Origin of the sequence: Psychrobacter sp. NPDC078501 (assembly GCF_044900935.1) — a bacterium.
GTDB lineage: Bacteria > Pseudomonadota > Gammaproteobacteria > Pseudomonadales > Moraxellaceae > Psychrobacter.
Genome location: NZ_JBJDOS010000003.1, coordinates 302693 through 325550, shown reverse-complemented (window position 1 = coordinate 325550; position 22858 = coordinate 302693). Strand labels below are relative to the sequence as shown.

Here is a 22858-nt window from a genome sequence, read left to right as displayed (position 1 = left end):
TCAAATATCGAGTACCACATCAGTCATGGCAATATTGATGCAAGTCTGAACAGACTCGTAACCATCCCCGCTTACTTTCCCTGTCTGGACGTTTTTGACCACGCCGCTGACTTTATTACAGCGGCATAACTGGCAAATACCTTGCCGACAACCATGTGCTAGTCGTATATCTGCATTATCAGCCGCAGCCAGTATGGTCGTGTCACTGACAAATTGCCGCTGCCGTGACCGCAAATAGACAGTGTGTTCTTCTACAGGTATCGTCTTATCGAATGTTTGATTGCTGTTATTATCAACATCAGCTAGAGCATTACCAAAGTTCTCTACGATGATGTTATCGCGCAGCTGTTTATTTGTAGGGAAGGTTATCTCTGCGGCGGCATTATATAAGCCAGCTAATAACGCTGGTGAACCGCAAGCAAATATTTGCGTATCTGCTAGAGGTAAGTTTAGCGACAGCAGACTCTCTGCACTTAAATACCTTGTGCCAGCCAAATAGGTAGTCGGATCTTCAGTATGGATTAAATGATAAATAAAGTCTGGATATGCATCCTTCAGCTGTTGCCACTGATGTTGCAGTTTGGATAAAACAGTCCGACTGTAATGCAATAGCGTTACCTGATGTCCATTACTCAGGGCTTGAGTGATAAGTCCGAGCATGGGTGTGATACCGCTACCACCAGCGATAAATAGCAAAGGAGTGAGCTGCTTATTATCCGATATTTCATGCCTTAGTATCGAGGTCTGCTCCAAAGTGAAATGACCAAGAGGCAGGCTTGTATTAACGACGCTAGCCAGTGGCATCTGTTTAGTTAAATAGTTAGATACCAACCCTTGCGGTTTAATCGCGATAGTTACCGTATGACGTTGGTCTGCCGTATGGCTCTCGGTAATATCGTCGAGCCACCAGAGGGGTTGATGCGCCAAGCCCACTATCGAGTAACTACGCTGGTGATAAACTCCATCGATACAAACGCGCAAATCGAGATATTGACCGCCTTGCCAACCACCCATCACCTCAGAAATCTGCTGTTTAAAGGCTCTATTGCTCTCAAATCGAAGTGCTATCAAATCATCACTTAATGTATAGCGTGCGATCAGGCGTAACTTAGGAGTCGTCAATGACCAAAACGGATGTAAGCGCGATCCGATAAAATCGACAAACGCACGTTGAATAATTTCAGGGCGATAGCCGTTGGCCATATTATCAGTACCTGTATGATTGCTATGAAAGTGAGTAATGTAACGCGTACAAAGTCAGCTTATAGTTAATTTTGACAATCGAACACAAAATTGAGCCAATAGACCTTGTTAAGCCACACTAACATGCTAACGGCTATTGATTAAATTTGCGAAAGTTTTGATGCTATTTTTTGTGGTCTTTATAAAACGCTAATGAATCAAAATGTTAAGTTAGTTCATTAAGATAAGACTCCTTGAGTTATTTTTTAAAGCGAGTTTTATAGCCAAAAGGCATAGCCTGCTGTCAAAAACAGTAAAACAACTGGTAAAACAACCTGTCAGCTTGCAGGGTATGCGCCACAATGCGATAATGACCTATAATTTGTAACCCTGATTTTGAGGTACGGCACGCTTGGCATCATCGCTGAGTTGCATTTGCTGTTCTCTTCTATGCAGTCTATCGGAGTGTTAATGGCTCAATATATTTACACGATGAACAACGTGTCAAAACTTGTTCCCCCTAAGCGTGAAATCCTAAAAAATATCAACCTATCGTTTTTCCCTGGTGCCAAAATTGGTGTTTTGGGTATCAACGGTTCAGGTAAATCAACCTTGCTCCGTATCATGGCAGGCGTGGATACTGAGTTTAGTGGTGAAGCACGCGCGCAGGCAGGTACCAAAGTTGGCTATCTGCCACAGGAACCACAGCTAGATGACAGCAAAGATGTTCGTGGTAATGTCGAAGACGGTATGCGCGAAGCATTAGATGCGCTAGCACGTCTAGATGCTATCTATGCTGAATACGCAGAGCCTGATGCTGATTTTGATAAGCTTGCTGAAGAGCAAGGAAAGATGGAAGATATCATCCAGTCTTGGGATGCGCACAACTTAAATAACCAGCTAGAAAAAGCAGCCGATGCGCTCCGTCTGCCACCATGGGATGCGGACGTTAGCAAACTGTCAGGTGGTGAGAAACGCCGTGTGGCACTATGCCGTCTGCTATTGTCGCGCCCTGACATGCTATTACTCGACGAACCGACCAACCATTTGGACGCCGAGTCTGTTGCATGGCTAGAGCAGTTCTTGCAGAACTATAGCGGTACTATCGTTGCCATTACCCATGATCGCTATTTCTTGGATAATGTTGCTCAGTGGATCTTGGAGCTTGACCGTGGCCATGGCTATCCGTATGAAGGCAACTATACTGAATGGCTAGAGCAAAAGAACACGCGTCTAGAGCAGCAGAACAAGCAAGAAGAATCATTTGCTAAAGCGCTGAAAAAAGAGCTTGAGTGGATTCGCAAAAACCAAAAAGGCCAACAGGCTAAGTCTAAATCTCGTGTACAGCGTTTTGAAGAATTGAACTCAACTGAGTTCCAAAAACGTAACGAGACTTCTGAGATTTATATTCCACCTGGTCCACGTTTGGGTAATAAGGTTATTGAGATCAATGACATCTCTAAATCATTCGGCGATCGTCTGCTGTATGAAAACCTAAGCTTTAACGTACCAGCTGGTGGTATCGTTGGTATTATCGGTCCAAATGGTGCGGGTAAAACCACGCTGTTTAACATGATTACTGAGCGCGATACGCCAGATACAGGTTCAGTCGATTTGGGTGAAAGTGTTAAGGTTGCCTATGTCGGTCAGGTACGTGATCATCTAGATGACAACAAAACTGTATGGGAAGAGGTTTCTGACGGCCTTGATATCATTACGGTTGGCGACTACACCACACCAAGCCGTGCTTATATCGGACGTTTTAACTTCAAAGGTTCAGATCAGCAAAAGCACGTCGGTCAATTATCAGGTGGTGAGCGTAACCGTTTGCAGTTAGCGAAAACGCTAAAGCAAGGCGCAAACGTATTGCTCCTCGATGAACCATCAAACGATTTGGATATCGAAACCTTACGTGCACTAGAGGATGCGATTCAAGTATTCCCAGGTACAGTAATGGTCGTATCGCATGATCGCTGGTTCCTGGACCGTATCGCGACTCATATCTTGGCATTTGAAGAAGAAGGCCCAGTCTGGTTCGATGGTAACTATACTGAGTTTGAAGCGTATCGTAAAAAGACAATGGGTGATGATGCTAGTCCTAAACGTGCCAAGTATAAGAAAATCACTAACTAATACGGCTGTTTAATGTAGTCCAATCCAAAAAAAGACCGCTAATCGTTAGCGGTCTTTTTTTTGTTTAGCTCAAAATCTTAAAGGGTATGGCTAGTTGTTAAAATTAACGCTTACGCCCAAACTTACGCTGTTTTTTATTACTAATCTCAGTAATGGCGTGAGTGATTTCTTCTTCGTCCAAACTAGCGACTTGCTGCAAGATTTGCATCATGTCAGGCGTTAGCACGTACTTAGCATGATGAGCGATATCGTTAATGCGATGATCGAAAGTTAGTATGCCTGTTTCATCATCTTTTTGTAGATAGTCAAGACGAGTCAACGCACTGATAAAGCTGGTAAACAAGGCGCGGTCAAAGAAATCGGGAATATCATCTGCATAAAGCACAGACAAACGCTGTCCAAGTAGGTGACACAGGTCAACAACTTCGTTTTCAGTTAAATTACCAGAGCCTTGCTGAGCAAGTAGAGCAAGCGTCATAAAGTAACGCTCAAGGCTTTGGCCAACTGGAGTTGCTAGCACTTGCAGCTGCTGATAGTGCTTACTATTAGACTCAGGCACGCTGAGCGTATCATCACCTAAGTCAACGATGAGCCCATGAGATAGTAGATTATCCACTTTCTTATTGAGCGTATCAGCCAAGCCATGTGCTGGATAATATAAGAATAGCTCACTTTGTAAGAACGGATATAGCTGCTCAGCGATACTATCGAGACGGCTGCGTTTGATACGTCCATTGCGTGCGACTAGCGCAGACAGGAACGACAGCAAAATAAAGACATGCAAGATATTGTTACGGAAGTAGCTGAGTAATGCTGCTTGCTTACCTGCGACCTGAATGATATCGCCCAAGATATGCGGCGTACGCTCAATAAGTTTTAATTTAATACCATAATCAATGATTTGCTGCGGCGTCATATCAGTGATAACCGTATCCTCTGAGTAGACCAACTGCTGAGCCAGACCTTGATACAAAGCAATTTGCTCACGGCAAATATTTTCATCCAATGCCGCTTTCGGTGCCGATAGTAAAACTAATGACAGTAGCGAGACAGGGGTGACGACTGCAGCTTTATTGATATGCTGCATGACTTTCACGCCGATGTTATCAACCATAGCGCTGGTCTTTTCATCAAGCGGCGAGTCAGTACGATCAGATGGCAAACTATTGGCTGGCACATCGAACTTTGTCATAAAGTCGCTAAGATGCAACGGCGTACCAAAGCTCAAGTGCACATTACCAAAGATACGTTCGATTTTGCGGCCAACTTTGAGTAGTCCGATTAAAGACTCTGACTCTTTTGGCTTACCCTTTAGCTCACCGACATACGTGCCGCCTTCCATAATACGCTCATAACCAATATAAGTTGGAATAAATACCACAGGCTTATTGGTTTGGCGCAATTGGCTATGGACGGTCATCGCTAGCATACCCATTTTCGGCGGTAGCAAGCGACCTGAACGTGAGCGACCACCTTCGATGAAGTATTCAATCGGAGTGTTGCGCGTGATAAGAGTATGCATATATTCGCGCAGTACAGCAGTATATAGCGCGTTACCACGGAAGCTACGACGAATATAAAAAGCAACGGCACCGCGTAATAGTGGGCCTAATACAGGTACATCTAAATTGTCACCTGCTGCGACATAAGGGATACTCAGGCCACGTTTGTAGATGACATAAGATAGTAATAGATAGTCAACATGGCTGCGATGACAAGGCACATAAATCAGCTCATAATCGGTCGCAAGGTCACGTACTCGCTCAAAGTGATGGACTTCTACGCCGTCATATAACTGCGTCCATAACCATGTCAGAAATTTATAAAAACCACGGATGATAGAATGAGAGTAGTCATTGACCATCTCATTAGCGTAGCCTCTGGCCTGACTGCGAGCCTCTCGAACGCTGGTCCCTTTTTCGGCTGCTTCCATCTCGATCGCATGCTTGATCGCTGGCGAGTACACCAGCTTGTCTACCAAGTTGCGTCTATCTGATAGATCTGGGCCAAGCATACTGGCGCGCTGTTTATCTAAATAAATCGACAATTGCTGCTGCAACATACGAACCAGTTCACGATTACTATCAGCTGATGCGACTAGCGCATAACTCGGTGCTTGCTCAGCGTCAGCTGCGGCATCATTGTTAGTAGCCGTTGACTCTGTATCGAGTGAATCCGTCGCTGTTAAATCTACTTTAAGGGCATCTGTAGCAACTGAGTCAAAGGTAGCAGGTCCTTCCACGTCGCCTTTGAGATTATCATTGATAATGGTACGTAAGTCTTGCGGTGGGTGGAACTGTACGAAAGTATCGCGGCCCATCACCCCGATATTAAATAATTGCTTAGTAATGCTAGGATCTTGCCAGTTGTCAGCAGTTAGCAGCTTAAATAGAGAATCTTCTTTTTCAGGTGCGCGTCCCCACAGAATCGATACGGGTACTAGGCGTACCTTTAGCTCCGGATATTGCAGTACAGCTGAAACCAAGCGAGAAAGGCGAGGAGACAACTGGCTGTCTTTGGCACTTGGGTGATTCAAAAATATGATTGCCGCATTTTCTTTAATATTATGGGCGGCATCATTTACTCCAACCAGTGCTGGCGGTAAGTTATGTTCTTGCGTCTGCAAGTCAATCAGAATACTGTTGGAACGAGAATAGTCCTGTAGTACATAAAACCGTAGCGTTTGATCATCATTGTCGAACTCAGGTAGCTCGCCTAATAGCTTAGGTTTTACGGCGATATCGAGCATCTGACCTGACAGCTTACGATACAGCTGATTGATCGGTGCATTAGAATAAGGCTTAGTAGCGATTGCATTGCCATCAGTTTCAGCAGTGTCAGTTTCAGACGCATGGTCAGTCGCGACCGGCGCTTTAAAAATCCGTTTTTTTAGGAACTTCGGTATCATAATCAGTATCAAAAATAGTCAAATATGTTGCGCTTATGATGCCATAAAAGCCACCAAAGCGATATATAGTGTCTGTATATACTACCAATATTAATACGGTCTGGTTACGCTGTAGTGAGTGACAAATTATACAAAATGCTCAAACATTTGAAAGTTCATATATTTAGCGTAATAATATATTTTTATCACCGATGACTCATAAATATAGCGTCTATTTTTCAATTTCATTTTATTAAGCCTAAAACTTATGACTCCAGCTATCGATCTTGCCAAAAAACGTAACCTTGATTACCAAGTACACGAATATACTCACGACAGCAATGCCGCATCGTTTGGTTTAGAAGCTGCAGAAAAGCTCGGCGTAGCGGTGGCACAGGTATTTAAAACTTTAGTAGTGACTACCGATACTGGTGTGCTCGCTGTGGCGATATTGCCAGTCGACAAGACACTTAATTTTAAAAAAATGGCTAAGGCACTATCTTCTAATAAGTTGCTATCCTGCAAGAAAGTACAGATGGCTGACCCCAAACAAGCAGAGCGTAGCACGGGTTATGTGCTAGGCGGTGTCAGTCCACTGGGTCAAAAGAAGCGACTAAAAACCGTGATAGATAGTACAGCTCAAGACCAGGGCACAGTCTATGTGAGTGGTGGCCGCCGCGGTCTGGAGATTGAATTGCCGCCTGCACAGTTGGCTGCAACGCTTGATGCTTGCTTTAGTGATATCACTGATGAATAAAATATTATACGGTGGCTGTAATCTGGCTAGTACAAAATGGCCATATCGACAATTTTGCTAAGCATATTTATGAGTAATCTATACTGGTTTTTCTTGTACTGAAGATATTTTAGCGCAAGATTGCTGTAGATTGACCATAGCGATGAGGCGTAGACTTATACGCTAGCTTATCTATTATTTTTATCTACATTTAAGGACATGCTCATGCCACATTTAACCATTCAAGTGACACCCAACGTCAGTATCGCTCATGAAGAATCATTGCTCAAATCGCTAAACAAAGCATTGTGGGATAGTGACCAGTTCAAGCAACCTGCTGATATCAAAGCACGTATTGTACCTATTAAGTCATTTCTAGTTGGTGTTGAAGACGATGAGCAAGCAAATGGATTCATTTACGCCCACCTAAAGCTGATGAGCGGACGTGATATGGCCACTCGTGACCAGTTGGCTGAGCTGTTGGTTACTACTATCGAGGAAAAAATAGGCGCAGAGCAGTCAGGACGTGCAGCATTGCAGATATGTGTAGAAGTTGAAGAGATAAGTGCGGTGTATCATAAGAAAATGCTTGGTAGCTAACAGTGCTTGCCTTAAATTACTCATTGCTGTGTATTCTGTATAAGCAGATTTTTAGTTAAGCATAAAAAAGCGCCTAAATGATAGGCGCTTTTTTATGGATTATCGATGCTGTATTAGTCAATTTTAGTCTAAGAAAGCAAAGTGATCGATTTCCATTGATGTCATGCTTTCGCTTGGGGCAACCATCGCTTCTGCGTGACCAGACGTGCGTGGTAGCAACTTATCAAAGTAGAATTCAGCAGTCTGAATTTTTGCTTTGTAGAATTCTGGTGCTTCTGTGCCGCCATTTTCTAGCTTTTCATAAGCTACTGCTGCCATACGAGCCCAATGATAACCCATCATTACGTAGCCTGAGTACATTAGAAAGTCCTCTGACGCTGCTGAGATGATTTCACGATCTTTACGTGCCATCAGCATCAAGCGTACCGTCAAGGTGTTCCACTCAGCACATAGTTTGGTCAATGCCCAAACGAATTTACGCATTTCTTTATCGAGTGCGTACTCGCCACACCATTTCATGATGCTTGACGTGTAGTCACGGATAATCTTACCTTTAGACTGTAAGATAACCTTACGACCTAGTAGATCAAGTGCTTGTACGCCAGTAGTCCCTTCGTACATCGTCGCAATACGAGCATCACGAGCGATCATCTCCATGCCCCATTCTTTGATGTAGCCGTGACCACCATAGACTTGCTGACCATGCTTGGCAGCTTCGATACCTAGCTCAGTTAAGAAGCCTTTTAGAATTGGCGTATAGAAGCCCAATTTGTCATCCCATTTTTCGAACTCTTCATCATCGCCATTGACAATACCTTGTGCCATTTTGTCGGCATAACGTGCTGAATGATAAATCATTGAGCGACCGCCTTCAGCAAAGGCTTTTTGCGTCAGTAGCATACGGCGTACGTCGGCATGGTGGATGATAGCATCAGCTACTTTTTCAGGATCTTTAGTACCAGATAGCGTACGCATAGAACGGCGTTCTTTGGCATATGGCAAGGCGTTTTGGAAAGACAATTCAGTATGCGCCAGACCTTGGATACCAGTACCGATACGAGCCGTGTTCATAAAAGTGAACATGGCTTTTAGGCCTTTATGCGGTTCGCCGATTAGATAGCCGACTGCGCCGTCAAAGTTCAATACACACGTCGAAGATGCGCTGATGCCCATTTTGTGCTCAATTGAACCACAAACTACGGCATTGCGCTCGCCAGCTTCACCTTCAGCATTCGGGGTGAATTTTGGTACGATAAATAGTGAGATACCGCGCGTGCCTTCTGGTGCATTTGGTAGGCGTGCTAGGACGATATGGACGATGTTATCTGTTAAATCATGCTCACCGCTTGAGATAAAGATTTTGGTACCGCTGATTTTGTAGGTACCGTCATCTTGTGGAATGGCTTTTGATTTAACTTGACCCAAATCTGTACCGCACTGTGGCTCAGTCAGACACATAGTACCTGCCCATGAGCCTTCGACCAATTTAGGTAAATACAGTGCTTTTTGCTCGTCAGTACCGTACTGAAGCAATGTGTTGATACAACCTGTTGATAGACCAGGATACATCGACCATGACCAGTTAGCAGTACCGATCATCTCAGCTTTAATAAGGTTGATTGACGTTGGCAGATTCATGCCACCGAATTCTTCAGGATATGAGATACCTTGCCAGCCGCCTTCTACAAACTGGTCATAAGCCTCTTTGAAGCCCTTTGGCGTGGTCACGACGCCATCTTCGAAATGACAGCCTTCTTCACCACCTGATTGATAGAGCGGGGCAATGACGTTTTCAGCAAAATCAGCCATGCCTTGTAGAATCATGTCTACAGTTTCAGGATCAGCGTTTTCGCCGTTGTCTAAGCTTTTGTAATGCGTCTGATAGTCAAATACATCATTAATCAAAAATTTGATATCACGTAAGGGGGCTTTGTAAGTTAACATAATCGCTCTCTTTGGTTAGTTCGCTATCATAGACTTATGGCGCAATATTTGAGTCACAACTTATGTAAGCGATATTTACTTATTTTAGATGAGCTAGACGTTATATTAGTCATCAAGTGAATTATTAGTGGACAGCTTTCTAGTGTATTAGTTATTAGAACGTCTTTAGTGACGGACAGCTGTTATAGCGTTGATATGATTATAAATCTTCTACAGCAACAAATATACAACTAATAACTATTATTCATGATTAATTATGTTATTAATTCATTTTAGTTTGTATAGGTAAATTGTATCTTCGCTTGAAATTATTCTATAAAGGGCTATGTAGACTCATCTAAATTCAAAGACAAATGGACTTATCAAATAGGAAAAGCCATTTATGAGCACCTCAAAAAAGCAACAGCGAGCTTCTTGGTTGAGCACACTATTAACTCGTATTAAGGGGTTAATCGATGGTGAGCTGAATCATTTACTCACAGTCAATCGCAGTCAGCGACCATGGCATATGCCAATCATCGCGGCGATTGCGATTAGCTTTCCGGTGTTTGTAGGGGCTTATTTTGGTGACTTGTCTTCAGGTATCAAAGCCTCGCTAGGCTCTATGATTATTTTAAACCTACCATTTGCAGGCGGGCTGCCACACCGGCTAGTGACGGTCATGGCTTGGGGGTTTGCGATGATACTTAGCTTTGCACTGGGTCTGATCGCGCAGCTGTTGCCAGTGCTGCGATTACCTGTGTTTATGCTGATTGGGATTAGCGTGGTGATGTTAGGTCGTTATTATCGGCAACCACCACCAGCAGGATTGTTTGTGTTGATGGCGGGTGCGATTGCGCTATTTATCCCTGTGCCGATTGATCAAGTGCTCTCAGCGATAGGGCTTGTGATATTGGGTAGTGGCTCCTCGATGTTGCTAGCGCTACTCTATAGTTTGTTCTTATTGGCGACGCGTCCAGTTGCTTCTGTACCTGTCTATGACTATCAGCCTGATATGATTAGCGATAGTCTGATCGTGGTAAGTTTCGTTAGTTTGGCGTTGGTCGTTGCTGTTCTGTTAGAGCTGCCTTATCCCTACTGGGCAGCGATGAGCTGCTTTATTATCATCCAAGGTATGCAGCTACGAACCATGTGGATCAAACAGTTGCACCGTTTATTGGGTACGTTGGCTGGCATGGGCGTGGCGGGCTGGATGCTGTCTTGGGGACTATCAGGATGGAGCATCGCTATAGCAATACTATGTATGATGTTTTTGATTGAATCGTTTGTCGATCGGCATTATGGACTGGCGGTAATATTTATCACGCCGCTGACGATATTTATCGCTGAATATGGTAGTACGATGTCAGTGCCACCAGTCGCTGGAGACGTTATCCAAGCGCGTATGATTGATACGGCGCTCGGCTGCGTGATTGGATTGAGCGGTGGTCTGGCGATACACTCTACGCGATTGCGTGTACCGCTACGCCGTTTTGAAAATTGGCTGTTACTACGTTTTAGTTAATAGGGTAGAGCTTTACAAAGATTTTTCTTTGATTAACTGTCTTTATTTAGCGCTGTTGTCGCTTGTGCGACATCGATAGTATGCCCAGTCCAACGCTCAAAGCTTAAAGCGGCTTGACCGATAAGCATACCGTAGCCTTCAGAGGTCTGTGCGCCGCGAGCGGCAAAATGCTGTAAAAATGGTAGCGGACGACCATACATCATGTCGTAAGCGTACTGACAGTTTAGAGTATCATCCAGCGGCAACGTATCACCTGACAAGCCAATCGAGGTGGCATTAATGATAATGTCAAAAGAGCCACTGAGTTCATTGGTCGCGCAAACCTCGATGTTTTGGTTATCGATTATTGAGCTGGCCGCGCTTAGCTCATTTACCAAATCGGCTGCCTTAGACACGGTGCGATTGGCAATCGTGAGAGAGCCAATACCCGCTTCAAATAATGGCAATATTACGCCACGAGCGGCACCGCCTGCACCTATTAGCGCCACACGAGCATCGGTCAGTGGCCAGTCCATACTCATAATGTGATTGATAAGTCCTTGTCCATCCGTGTTATCACCATAGAGTGCTTCGGTGATTGGTACGCCGCTTTCTAATAGTGCTTTGTTCAACAGTAATGTATTGACCGCGCCTGCCGTCTTGGCATGTTCTGATAAGCCACCACGCGCCGCACAGCAATCATAAGCAACTTGTTTAAAAGGAACTGTCACGTTAGCGCCCACACCGCCACCACAAAAAAACGCCTCCACGACAGCCGTAAAACTAGCGGCATCATCAGGGCAGTACTGACGCTGATAACTAATATCAATCCCTGCTTGTACAGCAAACTGCTCATGAATCTCAGGAGATTTACTATGGGCGATTGGATTGCCAATAACGATAAAGTGTTGGGTCATAAATAGTCCGCTGGCTAGAGAATAAAAATACTATCAAAGAAGCCATAAGTGGCGTTCAATCATCATAAGGGATAACGCTATGATTGACAAACCAAGAGGCCATTACCAATCAATGATTAGGAAGTGACATTGTTAGTCAGAGGCAGCCTTATCGCTTTTGAAAATAAATTGTGACATTGAAGCAAACATACGCAAAACACGCGTAAGCAGTTTTGTACTTTCCATTAAAGAAAAGGTCGTTTTGGTACGTTATATATTTAACAAATCTGTACTCTCGGGGAGTGCTCCGCGTAACGTAAAAGGTAGTCAAGTGCTGAGCAGTTGGGTAAACTATAAAATATGGAAACCTATATCAATATGCTGTAATGACTGCTAGATTATAATATTTGTGAAATATGCTCTTTATTGAAAACTATTCGTTATCAGCGGCGTTCCTGCCAGCTCGTTAATACTATTTCGAGATCAATCTAAAAGTGTGAGTAAATTATCCATGTGGAATCCTAACCTACAGACCCTTCTAGTCGGTACGATAATGGCAGTTGGTGTGACGCTCAGTGGCTGTGACAGCACCAAAGAAGATGCTCCAAATCCAGATGCTGAGACCACTGAGCAGGCAACAACGAATGAGCCAGTACAGGACAGCGCAAACAATCCTGACCTAGACGGTGCCACTGCTCAGCAAGGCACACCAGTGAGATATGATGTCGCAGCATGGGGTACTGATAAGGTTGAGTCACTCGCGGTGGATGAGTTAGATAGTATAAAATCTGTGTTTGGCGAAGTGATGAGTACTGACGAAAACAGCCTAGACTATGCCAGTAATCCAGCGGCGAAATATCGCTTTATGAAAACGGACGCGCCTTATCTAGATATCATCGACTCTGAAAAATATCTAGAGCTAGGCTGGTACTATGCCAATCCTACTGACACAGACAAAGAAAAAGAGCTGAGCCAAAACCACGCCAAAAAAGCCTATCAGCTATCGCGTCAATTGATGGGCGATGATGGCGGTAAAATGGTTGCTGATATGCTCAATAGTCAAATCATCAAAAATAGAATCGTCGGTGGACAAAAGATAGAGCTGGCAAAATGCGAGTTTTATAGCTGCATGCTGGTTATCAATAAAGCCGCCGCTCAAACAGACAATAGCTAAATCATGATCGATATGACATCAGTGCCAAACGGCTGGGTGTGTCTGTACCCACAAGGCGACAGGGTGACCGAAGATAGTAGTTTGACCAGCCAAACGGTAACGATGTCTTTAGATAATCGCGGGCTGGCATATGCTGATGGGTTTTTTACCACTATAGGTGTCATCGATGGGTTGATACTATGGTCAGATTATCATTATCAGCGGCTTGTCTCTCATGCTGAAGCCTTGCAGCTAAACATAAATAGCGAAGAGCTATTAGCAGTACTGCAACTGTACGCTCAGCAATTAGAGCAGGGTATGCTGAAGCTAGTAGTAACCCGCGCTGCGCAGGATGTGCGCGGTTATGGCTATACACCTAGTGCAGATGGTAGCGATTGTGAGATATGGCTAAAGGCTACGGCAATGAGAGTTTCTACTGCACTGCAATTGTCTTTACCTGATGGAAACTTAATACCTATCCAACCTTATGCCTCGGCAATATGTTTGTCTTCTCAGATTGCTTGCTTACCGCCACCGCTGGCAGGTCTCAAGAGTCTTAATCGTTTAGACAATGTCCTCGCTAGTGGTGAACTACAGCAAATAAAAGCTGAGCCATTGGCATCAAAGCTTGCTTCAACACTTAGTGAAGGACTACTACGCGATATGAGCGGGCAGTGGGTCGAGGGCACAATGAGTAACGTGTTCTATCAATTGGCAGAAGCACCACTATCAGAATCCAAAACTGCCTTTAGTATTCATAAAGATAATGAAAACTACCTAACCACTGGCCAATGGTACACCCCTTCTATGGCTCAATCAGGCGTTGCTGGCGTCATGCGTCAGGTAATTATAGATGCACTATCCACGACGCAATATCCAGTCATAATCAGGTCGCTACAAGATGAGGATTTGCCTAAATTAACGCAGCTTTTCTTTTGCAATGCACTGCGCGGCATCATGCCAATGAGCAGTCTGACGTTATTGTCAGGTGATGTTGTGGATTTTGAATCTGCCTAGTTGTTATTGAAAGATATTGAATTGGGTATCAATAAAATCATCTGGATATAAAACCACTTGCTCATTTCTATATATTTCTTGCGCTTTTAAAAGGGCACTTTGCTCATCTTCAGCGACAACATCCACGATAGTGCTTAATGTTTCGACAATTTCAACTTGAAAGGTTTGTGCTGCCTTTTTATCTTTTCTTATTATATTCACACTCGATTCTCATATATCACTTCAGTCATTTATACAAGTAGATTAGCAAAAGCCCTCAAAAGAAGTGATCGTCTTTTGTTACGCAGACTTGTGTCATAAAGCAAATCGATCAATGCTGCTTATCCAATAAGGAGATAAGCCAATGTACGAAGTTTATGAAGATGAAAGTATCCCGCTACAAATCCGTCGTTTGATGGTTTTTGATGAAATTATTCACTTACCTTGTTATTCACAGATAGCATTTAGTATTGTTTATTCTAAGAAAGATAGAAAATACACAGCATTTGGGAGTGTGTTTAAGTATGCGCATACCCGTCAAGAAGTCATTGAACAAGGTTTAGATAAGCAGTTTCATGAAGATACTGTGATGTGTGCAATCACAATCGAAAGATAAGCTTTTACTAAAGCTTCTCGCACTCCGTTAGGGCTGCTAATGAGCTGGAATAAACAGGTGAAAAATCGAGCTTATACCTGTCTCGATGGCAATGTGAAACACTTTTTCAAAGTAAATGATGAGCTAGAGCTAGATTACCCTCCTCATAAGTTTTACGGTCGTTTGGTTGCTGCCAAAGGTTTACCATTATGGGATGATAAGTGTTCTTAGTATAACTTTCGATAGTGACCACGGCTTATAAATTCAATAATGCCTTTATCTCGTAATACTTGTAATTGTTGGCGAATTTTATCTTTTACGTGCTTGTTTTCAGGATGTTTGAGCTGCAACTCATCAGCGAAACCATAAACCTGCTTTAGCGAAAAGTGAGTATCAAGCCTATCGATACATTGCCAGACATCGAGTGTCCAACCGCGTGAAGCCATAGATTGTTTGCGTAAAAATAAAGTCTTTTGGAACTGTTGGGTGACATTTTCACGCGGTATAACTTGTTGGTCTTTGACCAAAAACACTTTGCCTGATTCGGGTACGTGGCGTAAGTCAATATTGCAACCAACCCAACCTGCTCGTTTTGCCGTCATTGATAAGGGTTTACGCTTAACAATAATATCGGGTGTAAAGAAATGCTTGGGAATAATTAGAAAATTGTTGACGGTGTATTCTTTTGAGTAAGTTAAAAAGAAAAAGCTGGGATTGTCCTTACTATTGATACGCTCAATCATCGTCTTATAAGCACCATCATTGACAACATTGCTTAACTTAGCTTTTTTACTTTTTAGCTCATATTGCTCATTACAATTTTCGCAATAGAAATCAGCGACAGGTTTGTTATTAGCAAACTCAGCTAGCGACTGGGCGCTACAATTGGTGCAGTAACTATTTTCTTTTACCCATGCTTCACTGAGTACACGAACTTTTTGAGGTTCAGAGTGATAGTTTTTAGCAAGACTTTGGTTAAAATGTAGGTTCATAAGATATTTTCATTATTAATAGATAAGCTGAGAATACTGAAAAAAACACCTAAGTATTAAGCCATATAAACTGCTATCAATAGCAAGATAATTCATAAGCTAAGCAAATACCATTGAAAATCGCACGGTTCAGTGCTAAATTCTAGCAAACATCTGCCTCGCGAGTTGCCATGAGCAAGCCTACACCCAATATACCACCTGAACGTCCCAATGAGTCGCCGTCAAACAAACAAGATGGCACAGTCGAGGAGCGTGTCGATACCACGCTGCCGGACGCGCAACCAGTGGTAGATGAGGTGGAAGACACATCAGCAACGCCAGCAACCAACGTCTCGCTCATCAGTGGCAACAGTAAACCACGTCAATATAAAGTCAATAACCCATCGTTTTTTATGCAACGCGGCTATCAAGTGCTGCTGGTGCTAGGGCTCATTGCTGCATTTTTCTTAGTCATGGTTTATCAGACGTTGTTTGGGCGTATCGAGCAGCCGCAGCAAATGGTCACGATTGAGCCAGGTCAGACGTATTATGGTCTACTACCGCAGTGGCAGCAGCAGATTCCGCTGTTTTCGGCAGGCGTGGCCAAGCTGTATATCAAGTCACAAGTCGATGCGCCATTGCATGCTGGTACGTATCAACTGCCCGAAAACCCGACTATCGCTGAGGCGCTACAGATACTAGGTCAAGGCGCAAAAGCGGCTATGGTCAAGGTACAGATTATCGAAGGTAAGACATCTAAAGACCTTTATCAAGCGCTGCGTGATGATGACAAAATTGAGAAAGAAGTACTGACCGCAGATAGTGACAATGCCAGTATCGCCCAAGCATTGGATTTGACAGGTGTATTACCAGACAGTGTGGCTAATAGCAGTGACCCGATTGTTAACTATAATCTTGAAGGTTGGTTCGCGCCTGATACCTACTATTATGGTGAAGGAACCAGCGATAAAAAAGTACTGACTGACTTATATAAGCGTCAGCAGCAGGTACTGACTGATGCGTGGGAAAATCGTGCCCCGAACCTCCCTTACAAGAGTCCATATGAAGCGTTAGTGATGGCGTCTATTATCGAAAAAGAGACCAGCGTTGCTGATGAACGTCCTTTAGTCTCTGCCGTATTTAGAAACCGCTTGAATAAAAACATGCGTATGCAGACGGACCCGACCATCATCTATGGTATGGGCAGTCGTTATGATGGCAATATTCGCCGCAAAGACATCAATGAAAAGACGTCTTATAACACCTACCAAATTGATGGTTTACCGCCAACGCCAATTGCGCTACCATCAGCGGCCTCTATCGAAGCGACCTTGCATCCTGCCGATAGTGAAGCATTGTATTTTGTGGCAACGGGAAATGGTGGGCACAAATTTACCAATAGCTTGGCTGAGCACAATCAAGCGGTAAAAGACTATCTCAGTGTCATGCGTGAGAAAAAATCTCAAACGCCGCCGCAGTAATATTTCTTCTTAATCTTCTTATAAAACTTATCGTTTATTGAGTGCTACAAAGTAGATGTAGCGCTCATCAATGACATAAGGTCATATCATGTCAGTATCTATGCACACCAGCGCAACACCATCACATGACAGCATACCATCATCTAATCTACCTGAATCAAGTACTTCAAATACGGAGACGGCACCTACGTTAGGCCGCTTTATTAGTTTTGAAGGGACTGAAGGCGTGGGCAAAACCACCGCGATTGAACAGCTGTGTTTGCGGTTAGAAGCTAATGGCATTTCGTATCTGCGTACTCGTGAACCGGGTGGTAGCCCATTTGCTGAGCAATTGCGTGACATATTATTGGACCCAGCGACGGATATCGAAGACGATACTGAGCTGCTACTATTGTTTGCGGCGCGCTGTGATCATATGCAGCAAGTCATCTTACCAGCGCTCCAAAATGGTACTTGGGTTATATGTGATAGGTTTACCGACTCTACTATTGCGTATCAGGGGTTTGGGCGTGCGTATGGCGACGAGCTGGTACGTGGTAAAATCGATATGCTTATCAAACAATTTGTGACGCAGCTTCCTGAGCTGACATTGTGGTTGGATTTGCCAGTAGCCGAGGGCATGAAACGTGCCAATAAGCGCAGTGCGGCAGATCGTTTTGAGCAGCAGGCTACCGAGTTTTTTACTTGGGTGCATACTGGTTTTAGCCAGCTAGCGAGCGAATACCCTGAGCGCATACAGCGTATTGATGCATCGGGCAGTACGGATGATGTGAGTGCGCGTATATGGCAGACAGTTATGGACAGATTCGATATTAAATAATTAAATTTTGCCAAGTAGATTTATAAGGCAGTTAGATGTAATCGATAGTTAGTTAGACAGTCAGTTAGCACCAATAAAAAGCCCCGGCACATTGCTGGGGCTTTTTGTTAAGGTAAATATTTTATTTTTAAGTCAATAAAGCAGATAACTATGCACGTTATTTGTCATCTATTTTATCTATTTTTACACCATCAGTAGTAGCGATAGAGGCGTCGCTATCCTGAGCAGAGTCAGGTAGACGATTTGGGTCAAGCGCCCCTTTTTTGTTTTTAGGGGCACTACCATTGCCATTACTGTTCGTAGAGGTTTTGGTCTTCGAAGTCGCTGTCGAGTTTGCAGACATGACGCCTTTATTATCCACATTAGTAGCAGACGTTTTTGGCTCTTCTGCTGGCTCACTTTTCTCTACGGTAGTGCTAGAAGGTGACTTAGTCTCGGTGCTACTGCTTTGGGTAGCTGATGACTGATTAGCAGTGTTTTGCCCATCACTTTTGTCACTATCTACCGAAGGCTCTGGCGCTGCTGTCTGGCTATCGTCAGGGCTAGGCTCCTGCTCTTTGCGCTTTTCAGGGGCTTTTGAGTTGGATTCAAAGTTAGCATCCGCTGCCATGCGAGCCTGCTCTTGCTTAGGCGTTACATCGACTGGCTTCGGCTGTACTTCATCGTCTACCACTAGCGATATAAGCTTACGGTCACGAGGGACAGTACCGTCAAATTTATCGGTGATGACGTGCAGTTTGCCTTCTTTATCTACCGTATATAGCGGTACAAATTGCTTATTATCCGCTTTATATTGCTCAAAGCTATAGCTATCCGTAATGTTGGTAATCTTAATTCGAGCTTTTTTGGACAGCATACTGGCAAGCTTGGTATAGGTCACATCTTTGCCAAACAACCACTGTGAATGGAAGTTCGATTGCTTGTCATCACGCTCGCTTTTGACTTTTTCGTCACTGAATTTAAGACGGTATAGCTTACGCTCACCAAATTCATGACGATAGTGAATCTCGGACAACGTATTCATTTCTTTGTCCATACTCATCGCAAACAGACGACCAATACCGATTAGATCCAGATGATGATCTGCATGATCAGAGATAGGATTACCAAAGTAAGTGCGCAGACCGCTCATGCGTGCGCGTGCAATGTTGGTGTAGTTATTGTGCGCAACAATAACGTCAAAACCTTGATCTTTTAAAGAAGTAGCAATCAATAGCGCAATTGGGTTTGAGCCAACGATAAGGATACCGTTGGTCTCAGGCTCACGTACGCCAAGTAAATTACCGACTACTTTTGCACCCAAGCCTTGAATCATGACCGTACCAATGATGACCATAAATACGAGAGGTACAAGTAGCTCTACACCCTGAATATCATACTCTTGCAAACGAATGGCAAACAGTGATGAAATGGCAGCAGCGACGATACCACGTGGGCCAATCCAGCTAATCATCAGCTTTTCATTGGTCTTAAGGTTCGAGCCGATAGCTGATGCCCAGACTGATAATGGACGTGCGACAAACATCACAATCGCGAGCAGCACTAGCCCGGCAAAACCAACGCTGAGCAAGCTTGCCAATTCTACGCGCGCCGCCAGAATAATAAATAGCACTGAAATCAGCAAAATGGTCAACGATTCATTGAACTCTAAAATCGTTTCACGTGGGAATTTTGGCCAGTTTGCCAATGCCACGCCCAATACTGTGACAGTTAATAAACCAGATTCATGCTCTAAATGATTTGATATCGAAAATAACACCAGTACAAATGCTAAGGTAAAGACATTACGCAAAAACTCAGGAATCATATGACGGCGCATAAGGAACGCAAGTAGCCAAGCGCCCGCCATACCCATTGCCGTTGCCAATACGACAATTTTAGCAAACAGTAGAATACTACTGGCTTCGCCGCCTGAGATAATGTACTCATAGACCAATACCACAGCGATAGCGCCGATTGGGTCAATGATAATACCTTCCCATTTTAGGATGTTGGAAATGGTTTTGTTAGGGCGTACACTACGCAGCAGCGGCATAATGACCGTTGGACCCGTCACACAGACTAACGCACCGAATAGTAGAGCAATCAATGGATCGACATCGAATAGTAAATAGGTCGATAGGGCCACGATAGCAATGGTAATCAGTACACCGACCGATACCAGCATCTGTACCACGGTACCATGTTGCTTAATCTCATCAAACTCTAGCGTTAGCGATCCTTCAAATAGGATAATCGCTACGCCCAAAGAGATGAAGGGAAACATCAGCTCGCCTAATACCAAATCTGGGTCAAATACACCCAGCACTGGGCCAACGATAATACCAATCAGTAATAAAAATAAAATGGATGGTTGCTTTAAATACCAAGCCAACCATTGGGCGGCAATGCCAATCCCAACCACGCCGGATAGCAAAAGGGCGGTATCCATAAATTAATCCTTTTATAATCTTGTCATATTTTATATCTATCGATAGCTGTTATAAGATAGTCGCTACCGTTTATTTAACATTAAGTTGTTATCCGTTTTTGTTGTAGCCAAACCATCGCACTGATAGCCATCATGAATCACAACATAAGCTAGATATGATATAACTACTATAAAGTAGCAAAGACAAAAGCGCTTCTAGATAAATCACAATACGCTAGAAATGCAAAAGATGGAAAACAAGAGTGATGATAGCCAGTTCATAAGCCTGTAATAAACAGTCTTATATACAAGCTAACTTTTGTTTGTTTAGTAAAATATTTGGTTTGACATCATACCATGATTTTATTTCAAGCTGATGTAAGCCGTACCTGCTAAAAAGCTATCTTACGGCCACGAAAGTATACGAAGCCCGTATGAAATAACGCTGTCTTGGGTTATCCTGCACTATGCAAATGGCATCAGCATAATACTTTAAGTTTTTATTTATCATACAGTAGCTGCGTTGGGCATGCACGTCACGCACAGGATAATAGTGTTGGCGCTATGAAATGTCATATACTGAACGTTGAGAGTATTTGTTTTTATAAGACACTATTAATCATGTTCTACACTATTAACCATCTTCTAAAGACAGGCACTCTATAAATATTCAAGTAATGAGTAGGGATAAAAATAATCGTAAAGTAATGGCTAAATAGTTATGACAATAAGTTCGAATAAAAGTGATGTGCAATATAAATAGATAAGAGAATATAATTTCACCAAATAGTAACGAATAGGGGCATGCCGCTTGGTGTAGTCGCTATCGCTGACAATCATAACGTGGCTGTTAATAACAGCGATTACTCATATGGAGGACACAAAATGCCTATCAATATGTTCAAAGGACAGACCACTGCCGATATGCAGCGCTGGTTACAACGTAGTGCGCTGGCACTCGCTGTTAGTACCGCGATGTTCGCTAGTATTAATCTCACGACGATAAACAGTGCTCAGGCTGTAGTCACTACGGCTGATTTCTCTGGTTTGGTGCAACAAGTTACGCCAGCAGTGGCACGCGTCAATGTCACCAAAACGATTAGTGAAGCCGAGCTTGCTAAGGCTCAGACTGCTGAAGTATTACGTCAGTTCTTTGGTGATCGTCTACGCATCCCTGATCGAGTTGCTACTCCAGCGATTGAACATGCTTATGGTACGGCCTTTTTTATTACCTCCAATGGATATATGCTGACCAATCATCATGTCATCGCAGGTGCGGACAAAATCACTGTGACGCTCAATGACAGAACCGAGCTTGATGCAACTTTGGTTGGTAGTGACGAGCGCTCAGATGTGGCCGTGCTAAAAGTTGAAGGCAATCAATTTCCAGCCCTGCCTATTGGCGACTCAAGTGGTTTAAAAGTAGGGGAGCCAGTATTAGCAATCGGCTCGCCATTTGGTTTTGACTATTCAGCCTCTGCTGGTATTGTCAGTGCCAAGTCGCGTAGCTTTTCGCGTGAGACCAGTGTGCCATTTATCCAAACGGATGTGGCATTAAACCCGGGTAACTCTGGCGGGCCACTATTTAACCAGCGCGGCGAAGTGATTGGTATCAATTCGCGCATCTTTAGTGGTACTGGCGGTTATATGGGGCTGTCATTCTCTATCCCTATTGACGCTGCCATGGATATTTATGAGCAGCTAAAAAATGATGGTGAAGTGGCGCGTGCATATCTAGGTATTTACCCACAAGATATCGATCGCAATCTGGCCGAGGCTTATAATTTAGAGCGTCCTCAAGGTGCCTTACTGACTCGCGTATCACCAGATTCACCAGCACAAAAATCAGGCCTAAAACCTGGTGACATCATTTTGAAATACAATGACGTACAAATCATGGAGGCATCTGATTTGCTGAACTTGCTCAACCGAGCGCGTCCAAGCGACCCCTTCCGTGCACGGATTCAGCGTAACGGTAAGCAGATGGTGATTAACGGCAAGCTCGCTTACGCGCCCAATGATGTAAGAGCACAGAGCGGCGATGAGCAAAATGATGATGTACAATTGGGCTTGCGTTTACGCGATTTGACGACAGATGAACAAGCAGAAATCGCTGTCGATAATAAAACGGGCATATTGGTTACCACGGTGGATCCTACTGGATTGGCCGCGCGCTCAGGTATTCTAGCAGGTGATGTCATTACCAATTTTCATCAAAAGCCGATCGAAACAGTGGCAGACTTTTCAGGTGCTATCTCATCTCTTCCTAAAAAAGGCGTAGTCACTATAGAAGTTATACGCCAAGGCATTCCTGCTATTATTGGTCTGCGTATTGAGTAGGTGTCATGATTAAAGCGTGACTGTGAATGTCACTGTTAATGTGACTAATAACGTAACTCAGATTACGGTGCAGAGTATAAAGGCAGCGCGCACGTCAATAATTGTGCTTGTCTATCATGGAGGTCGACCTCTATAATGTTTGATTTTTTATCAAACAGCTAAGAGTAAGACCTCAACAGCAATCCATTCGTTAAATGAGTTATTGATCAATCAATAGGCTCTAAGGTGGGC

The 22858-nt window shown here is 43.7% G+C and carries 18 protein-coding genes; 11 read left to right on the top strand and 7 right to left on the bottom strand.

What is annotated here, in order from left to right; all coding sequences use genetic code 11:
- Window positions 1–1203 carry a flavin reductase family protein gene (locus ACI2IW_RS07155; RefSeq protein ID WP_404693181.1) on the bottom strand — a complete coding sequence of 401 codons (1203 nt, stop codon included), beginning with the start codon at window positions 1201–1203 and terminating at the stop codon, window positions 1–3.
- Between the two features lie 450 nt (window positions 1204–1653).
- Between ACI2IW_RS07155 and ettA the strand changes: the two genes are divergently transcribed.
- The gene (gene ettA, locus ACI2IW_RS07150) at window positions 1654–3315 is read left to right on the top strand and encodes an energy-dependent translational throttle protein EttA (RefSeq protein WP_057757965.1); all 1662 of its coding nucleotides are present in this window, start codon (window positions 1654–1656) and stop codon (window positions 3313–3315) included.
- Between the two features lie 103 nt (window positions 3316–3418).
- On the opposite strand, the gene plsB is transcribed toward ettA, so the two are convergent.
- Complete coding sequence (gene plsB / locus ACI2IW_RS07145) at window positions 3419–6223, bottom strand: glycerol-3-phosphate 1-O-acyltransferase PlsB (RefSeq protein ID WP_404693180.1); 2805 nt, start codon at window positions 6221–6223, stop codon at window positions 3419–3421.
- 247 nt (window positions 6224–6470) lie between these two features.
- Here plsB and ybaK point away from each other — a divergent pair, with 247 nt between their 5' ends.
- Together ybaK and ACI2IW_RS07135 are read left to right on the top strand one after the other, a co-directional pair.
- Window positions 6471–6959, top strand: a complete 489-nt coding sequence (gene ybaK, locus ACI2IW_RS07140; RefSeq protein WP_404693179.1) for a Cys-tRNA(Pro) deacylase — start codon at window positions 6471–6473, stop codon at window positions 6957–6959.
- A gap of 204 nt (window positions 6960–7163) precedes the next feature.
- Window positions 7164–7538: a 5-carboxymethyl-2-hydroxymuconate Delta-isomerase gene (locus ACI2IW_RS07135; RefSeq protein ID WP_404693178.1), complete on the top strand. Its 375-nt coding sequence runs from the start codon at window positions 7164–7166 to the stop codon at window positions 7536–7538.
- A gap of 123 nt (window positions 7539–7661) precedes the next feature.
- Here the strand turns inward: ACI2IW_RS07135 and ACI2IW_RS07130 are convergent, their stop codons facing one another.
- Entirely contained in the window at window positions 7662–9482 is a 1821-nt protein-coding gene (locus tag ACI2IW_RS07130) for an acyl-CoA dehydrogenase C-terminal domain-containing protein (RefSeq protein WP_290178294.1), read from the bottom strand.
- Between the two features lie 382 nt (window positions 9483–9864).
- Here ACI2IW_RS07130 and ACI2IW_RS07125 point away from each other — a divergent pair, with 382 nt between their 5' ends.
- On the top strand, window positions 9865–10986 hold the full coding sequence (locus ACI2IW_RS07125; protein WP_404693177.1) for an FUSC family protein: 1122 nt from the start codon (window positions 9865–9867) through the stop codon (window positions 10984–10986).
- 32 nt (window positions 10987–11018) lie between these two features.
- On the opposite strand, the gene aroE is transcribed toward ACI2IW_RS07125, so the two are convergent.
- The gene (aroE, locus tag ACI2IW_RS07120) at window positions 11019–11882 is read right to left on the bottom strand and encodes a shikimate dehydrogenase (RefSeq protein ID WP_404693176.1); all 864 of its coding nucleotides are present in this window, start codon (window positions 11880–11882) and stop codon (window positions 11019–11021) included.
- A gap of 490 nt (window positions 11883–12372) precedes the next feature.
- Between aroE and ACI2IW_RS07115 the strand changes: the two genes are divergently transcribed.
- Window positions 12373–13035, top strand: coding sequence for a hypothetical protein (locus tag ACI2IW_RS07115; protein WP_165598150.1), 663 nt, complete (start codon window positions 12373–12375; stop codon window positions 13033–13035).
- A 12-nt stretch (window positions 13036–13047) separates the two neighbouring features.
- The gene (locus ACI2IW_RS07110) at window positions 13048–14031 is read left to right on the top strand and encodes an aminotransferase class IV (protein WP_404693175.1); all 984 of its coding nucleotides are present in this window, start codon (window positions 13048–13050) and stop codon (window positions 14029–14031) included.
- Between the two features lie 3 nt (window positions 14032–14034).
- On the opposite strand, the gene ACI2IW_RS07105 is transcribed toward ACI2IW_RS07110, so the two are convergent.
- Window positions 14035–14232, bottom strand: a complete 198-nt coding sequence (locus ACI2IW_RS07105; RefSeq protein ID WP_404693174.1) for a DpnD/PcfM family protein — start codon at window positions 14230–14232, stop codon at window positions 14035–14037.
- A gap of 142 nt (window positions 14233–14374) precedes the next feature.
- On the opposite strand from ACI2IW_RS07105, the gene ACI2IW_RS07100 reads away from it, so the two are divergent.
- Together ACI2IW_RS07100 and ACI2IW_RS07095 are read left to right on the top strand one after the other, a co-directional pair.
- On the top strand, window positions 14375–14626 hold the full coding sequence (locus ACI2IW_RS07100; protein ID WP_404693173.1) for a hypothetical protein: 252 nt from the start codon (window positions 14375–14377) through the stop codon (window positions 14624–14626).
- Between the two features lie 39 nt (window positions 14627–14665).
- Entirely contained in the window at window positions 14666–14836 is a 171-nt protein-coding gene (locus ACI2IW_RS07095) for a hypothetical protein (RefSeq protein WP_404693172.1), read from the top strand.
- On the opposite strand, the gene ACI2IW_RS07090 is transcribed toward ACI2IW_RS07095, so the two are convergent.
- On the bottom strand, window positions 14833–15597 hold the full coding sequence (locus ACI2IW_RS07090) for a DpnI domain-containing protein (protein ID WP_404693171.1): 765 nt from the start codon (window positions 15595–15597) through the stop codon (window positions 14833–14835). The genes ACI2IW_RS07095 and ACI2IW_RS07090 overlap by 4 nt on opposite strands.
- 170 nt (window positions 15598–15767) lie before the next feature.
- Here ACI2IW_RS07090 and mltG point away from each other — a divergent pair, with 170 nt between their 5' ends.
- Both mltG and tmk read left to right on the top strand, forming a co-directional pair.
- Window positions 15768–17057 (top strand): endolytic transglycosylase MltG, encoded by a 1290-nt coding sequence (gene mltG, locus ACI2IW_RS07085; RefSeq protein ID WP_404693170.1) that lies wholly within the window; start codon window positions 15768–15770, stop codon window positions 17055–17057.
- A gap of 100 nt (window positions 17058–17157) precedes the next feature.
- Complete coding sequence (gene tmk / locus ACI2IW_RS07080; RefSeq protein WP_404693324.1) at window positions 17158–17877, top strand: dTMP kinase; 720 nt, start codon at window positions 17158–17160, stop codon at window positions 17875–17877.
- Window positions 17878–18034: 157 nt separating this feature from the next.
- Here the strand turns inward: tmk and ACI2IW_RS07075 are convergent, their stop codons facing one another.
- Entirely contained in the window at window positions 18035–20308 is a 2274-nt protein-coding gene (locus ACI2IW_RS07075) for a cation:proton antiporter (protein ID WP_404693169.1), read from the bottom strand.
- 864 nt (window positions 20309–21172) lie between these two features.
- Here ACI2IW_RS07075 and ACI2IW_RS07070 point away from each other — a divergent pair.
- Entirely contained in the window at window positions 21173–22627 is a 1455-nt protein-coding gene (locus tag ACI2IW_RS07070; protein ID WP_404693323.1) for a Do family serine endopeptidase, read from the top strand.
- The last annotated feature ends 231 nt before the right edge of the window (window positions 22628–22858 follow it).

Excerpts from the sequence above, each read along its gene's own strand:
- ettA (WP_057757965.1), top strand. The coding sequence starts at position 1,654 with ATGGCTCAATATATTTACACGATGAACAACGTGTCAAAACTTGTTCCC.
- aroE (WP_404693176.1), bottom strand. The coding sequence starts at position 11,882 with ATGACCCAACACTTTATCGTTATTGGCAATCCAATCGCCCATAGTAAA.
- ACI2IW_RS07125 (WP_404693177.1), top strand. The coding sequence starts at position 9,865 with ATGAGCACCTCAAAAAAGCAACAGCGAGCTTCTTGGTTGAGCACACTA.
- ACI2IW_RS07090 (WP_404693171.1), bottom strand. The coding sequence starts at position 15,597 with ATGAACCTACATTTTAACCAAAGTCTTGCTAAAAACTATCACTCTGAA.
- ACI2IW_RS07100 (WP_404693173.1), top strand. The coding sequence starts at position 14,375 with ATGTACGAAGTTTATGAAGATGAAAGTATCCCGCTACAAATCCGTCGT.
- mltG (WP_404693170.1), top strand. The coding sequence starts at position 15,768 with ATGAGCAAGCCTACACCCAATATACCACCTGAACGTCCCAATGAGTCG.
- ACI2IW_RS07070 (WP_404693323.1), top strand. The coding sequence starts at position 21,173 with ATGCCTATCAATATGTTCAAAGGACAGACCACTGCCGATATGCAGCGC.
- ACI2IW_RS07075 (WP_404693169.1), bottom strand. The coding sequence starts at position 20,308 with ATGGATACCGCCCTTTTGCTATCCGGCGTGGTTGGGATTGGCATTGCC.
- ACI2IW_RS07110 (WP_404693175.1), top strand. The coding sequence starts at position 13,048 with ATGACATCAGTGCCAAACGGCTGGGTGTGTCTGTACCCACAAGGCGAC.
- ACI2IW_RS07095 (WP_404693172.1), top strand. The coding sequence starts at position 14,666 with ATGAGCTGGAATAAACAGGTGAAAAATCGAGCTTATACCTGTCTCGAT.
- plsB (WP_404693180.1), bottom strand. The coding sequence starts at position 6,223 with ATGATACCGAAGTTCCTAAAAAAACGGATTTTTAAAGCGCCGGTCGCG.
- ACI2IW_RS07115 (WP_165598150.1), top strand. The coding sequence starts at position 12,373 with ATGTGGAATCCTAACCTACAGACCCTTCTAGTCGGTACGATAATGGCA.
- ACI2IW_RS07155 (WP_404693181.1), bottom strand. The coding sequence starts at position 1,203 with ATGGCCAACGGCTATCGCCCTGAAATTATTCAACGTGCGTTTGTCGAT.
- ybaK (WP_404693179.1), top strand. The coding sequence starts at position 6,471 with ATGACTCCAGCTATCGATCTTGCCAAAAAACGTAACCTTGATTACCAA.
- ACI2IW_RS07130 (WP_290178294.1), bottom strand. The coding sequence starts at position 9,482 with ATGTTAACTTACAAAGCCCCCTTACGTGATATCAAATTTTTGATTAAT.
- tmk (WP_404693324.1), top strand. The coding sequence starts at position 17,158 with ATGCACACCAGCGCAACACCATCACATGACAGCATACCATCATCTAAT.
- ACI2IW_RS07135 (WP_404693178.1), top strand. The coding sequence starts at position 7,164 with ATGCCACATTTAACCATTCAAGTGACACCCAACGTCAGTATCGCTCAT.